Origin of the sequence: Chamaesiphon polymorphus CCALA 037, assembly GCF_003003845.1 — a bacterium.
Lineage (GTDB): Bacteria > Cyanobacteriota > Cyanobacteriia > Cyanobacteriales > Chamaesiphonaceae > Chamaesiphon > Chamaesiphon polymorphus.
Map to the genome: position 1 here is coordinate 1 of NZ_PVWO01000507.1, position 4,058 is coordinate 4,058.

Genomic DNA, 4,058 nt, shown 5'->3' on the forward strand with positions numbered 1-4,058 from the left:
CTATTAGCTATCCACTGTTCACTGTTCACTGTTCACTGTTCACTATTCACCCTCTCCCGATGATTACTTCAGATCAAGAACAACAAGTCAAGCTCCAATTTTTGGACGAAGCGACGGATTATTTAGATACGATCGAATCGGGACTGCTGGGACTGGGTACTGGTAAAGTCACAGGCAAGCAGTTGGACGCACTCCTGCGGGCGGCACACTCGATCAAAGGTGGTGCCGGGATGATGGGCTATACGACCCTGGCGGGTTTGGGACACCATCTGGAGGATTATTTCAAAATTATCCAGTATGGCAAGTCCGAGCCACCCGATGGCCGAGTCGAGCAATTGATGCTGGCGACGATCGATAAGTTGCGGCAAATCGTCGCGCTCAATCGTCAGGGGCAAGATGCCGATCGCGAGTGGTTGGCTACTCAAGTCGAGCCGTTGTTCGCTAGCTTACGAGAGCGATTGGGCGACTTCAATCCTGAAGACGAAGCGAATATGCTCGCCTCCGAATCTGGCGAAGACGTCCTCACCTTTTTGTTCGAGACTGAAGTCGAACGCGCAATATCACAATTAGAAATATCTATTAATAATGAGGACTCTGGCAGCTTGTATGACGAGTTGCTGATGAGTGCCGAAGATCTGGGTGGATTGGCCGAAATGGTCGAATTGCCTGCTTTCGGCAAGTTATCAGAGTCGATCCTCCATCATCTCAAGTCCCAACCCCATCAACTGCGATCGATCGCCGCACTCGCTCTAGCTGCTTGGCGACGCACTCAAGCAATGGTCTTAATCGGGCAAACAACCAATCTCCCCTGCGAGATCGAACTAGCTGGTTCGGGCATTATGGCTCTGAGCGATGCTGAGACTATTCCCGAATGGAGCGATTTTGAGGTTCAGCCACCGACAACCGATCGCGACTCACTCGACCTTCAAGATTTTGCACTGGATCCGCCAGTGACACTTGCCGATCTTGGTGGCAATACAGATATCGCTAACGAGTACGCGATGCTCTTTGAGGAGCATATGAGCGCGAACGATCTGCCGACCTTAACCGATCCCTTTGCCGATGTAGCGATTCCGAACCTACCTGCGTTCTCGACGATCACCGACAGTAGCGAGCTAGACGCATTCGAGACTAACGAGCAAAAATCGGATGGATTCAGCGGAGATCGAGCCAGCGTCGATGAAGCAAACTTTGGCACGATCGCCAATAGCATTACGATCGAAGAACTAGACACCAGCGAACAATATTCATCGATCCATACCCAAATTACGATCGTCCCCGACCCAGAAGCCGATATCGTCGATGCTTTTGAAATGCTCGATCTCAGCGGCGATCTCGGCCTCGATACCGATGCACCAGAGTTATTATCAGCTCTATCTGGCTTTTTATCAGAAGATAGTCCCACCGATATCTCATCAGCCGTATTCAAAATCAATCCTAAGCCCAAAGAAGATCGGCTCGCCCAAGAAGCAGCAGAACTACTCAGTGCCTTGGATGCCGCACCAGAAGTTATCGACGATCTCCCCCACCACAATCGGGACAAATCTGGCATCACTAGCTCCAACCCTACCGCTCCAGTTGCCGAACAAACCATTCGGGTTGCCAGCAAACAACTCGAAGAAATTGGCAACTTATTTGGCGAACTGACGATCGATCGCAATGGTTTAAATCTAAACCTCCAAGCCTTGCGTCAATTGGTGCTCAATCTTCAATCCAAAGTCAAACAGCTAGAGCAGTCCAACTTCAAACTCGCCGAAGCTTATGACATTAGCAGCAGCAGTACCAAAGCCCCAGATCCCACAGCAACTTGGATTCAGGAGGATGCTAGCCTTTCGGCCAATTTTACCAGCCAACTAGATATCCTCGAATTCGATCGGTATAGCGATTTGCACGTCCTCTCCCAGGAAGTGATGGACAATATCGTCCAAATCGAAGAACTCACCACCGACCTCGATCTCCAACTCAACGACACCGAGCGCACCAACCGCGACCTCAACCGGACGGCCAAGCAGCTCCAAACGGGCTTGACGCAGGTGCGGATGCGCCCGATCTCCGAACTGTTCAATCGCTTTCCTAGAGCGATGCGGAACCTGTCGATCGAACATGCCAAACCGATCGATCTCCAACTCAAAGGCGGTACCACTCTCGTCGAGCGCAGTATCCTCGAAGCTCTCAACGACCCGTTGATGCACCTAGTCCGCAATGCCTTCGATCATGGGATCGAAACCAGTGCCGTCCGCCGTGCTAATAATAAATCAGACATCGGCACGATCGAAATTAGTGCGACCTATCGCGGTAACCAGACCATGATTACCATCAAAGATGATGGCGGCGGCATCGACCTCGATAAAATCCGTGCCAAAGTCAAGAAAATGGGCATCGACGATCGCGAAATCGCCAAATTTAAAGACCAAGAACTGATCGATCTGATTTTTGAACCCGGCTTTAGTACCGCCGACAAGCTCACAGATCTATCTGGACGCGGTGTCGGGATGGATGTCGTCCGTACCAACATTCGCGCCCTGCGGGGGGATGTCTTTGTCGATACCAAACTCGGTAAAGGTAGTACTTTTACCATCACAGTTCCGTTCACCCTTTCTGTCGTCCGCGTCCTCATCGTCGAAGTCAATGGTCTGTGGCTGGCAATTCCTAGCAACATCGTCGAAGAAATCGTCCTCCTCGATCCCGATCGCATCATCAGTACTGCCGGACAAAAAATGCTGCAATGGGAAAACTTCACCATGCGGCTGATCGAACCCGCTCAGTACCTGCATTTACCCCCAGTTACGCCTCAAGTAGCCACCACCAATACCCCGACGATCGATCGTCCGACAGTCTTAACGATCGACCAAGGACAGGATGTAGTCGCCGTCGTCATCGATAAATTCTGGGGCGAACAAGAAGTTACCATTCGCCAACCGCAAGGTAATATTCAAATGCCGCCCGGATTTACTGGCTGTACGATTCTCGGCGATGGTCGGATCGTGCCCCTCGTCGATGCGATCGATTTGATCCGCTGGATCGATGGCGATTTTGCAGTACCCAAACCTAGCGTCAGTACTCTCGATTTCCGGACTGATGACACCAGCATAGTCACCCGTTCCGCAACTCCAGCCCAAAAACAGCGCATTCTGATTGTCGATGATTCGATCAATGTCCGTCGCTTTGTCGCCTTGACACTCGAAAAGGCTGGATACCTAGTCGAGCAAGCCAAAGACGGTCAAGAAGCGATCGAGAAACTCCAAGCTGGTCTCCAAGCACAAGCGGTTGTCTGCGATGTGGAAATGCCTCGGATGGATGGTTACGGCTTCCTCGCCACCGTCAAAGGTATCCCTCACCTCAAAAATATCCCCGTGTTAATGCTTACTTCCCGTAGTGGCGATAAACACCGCAAAATTGCGATGAATCTCGGTGCTAGTAGCTACTTCGCCAAACCATTTAAAGAACAAGAATTACTTGCTACCTTGACGGAAGTAGTAGGCAAATAACCCACTTTTGTCACTCTCTATAGGACTTTCTTCTGCCACAAGTTCTCAAGATTTCCGCATCGATTTCTGTGCGTGCCGATCGCATAAAAAAAACGCGGAGCATAATGCTCCGCGATCGCATATTCTCAAAAATTGAGAGATTCACAGTAGATATAACAAGATAAATAAGATAATCCAAATTACATCGACAAAATGCCAATAAATTTCGGCAGCTTCGACACCGAAATGATTATTTGTACCGTAATGTTCGGGTTTCATCGATCGCCATAACACCGATAAAATCAATAGTACGCCGACGGTGACGTGTAAGCCGTGAAATCCAGTCAAAACATAGAAGGTACTGGCAAACAAATTCGTTCTGAGTCCGAATTCTAAATGACTGTACTCGTACAACTGTCCGCCTAAAAAAACAATACCCATTAGAGCAGTAATCCCAAACCACAATTGCAAGCCTTTAACGTCATTCTTTTTAATCGCTGTATCGGCTTGATGGATGACTAAGCTACTGGCAATCAGGATGACTGTGTTTACACCGGGCAGCAGTAATTCGAGCTTGGGTGTGCCTGCTGG

The 4,058-nt window shown here is 49.7% G+C and carries 2 protein-coding genes; one reads left to right on the forward strand and one right to left on the reverse strand.

Annotated elements, in window-relative coordinates; translation table 11 throughout:
* Nucleotides 1–59: 59 nt before the first annotated feature.
* Complete coding sequence (locus C7B77_RS25355; protein WP_146138514.1) at nt 60–3,488, forward strand: hybrid sensor histidine kinase/response regulator; 3,429 nt, start codon at nt 60–62, stop codon at nt 3,486–3,488.
* Between the two features lie 141 nt (nt 3,489–3,629).
* Here C7B77_RS25355 and C7B77_RS25360 read toward each other — a convergent pair.
* The coding region (locus C7B77_RS25360) for a cytochrome c oxidase subunit 3 (protein WP_106311501.1) at nt 3,630–4,058 on the reverse strand (429 nt) is incomplete at its 5' end.

Excerpts from the sequence above, each read along its gene's own strand:
- C7B77_RS25355 (WP_146138514.1), top strand. The coding sequence starts at position 60 with ATGATTACTTCAGATCAAGAACAACAAGTCAAGCTCCAATTTTTGGAC.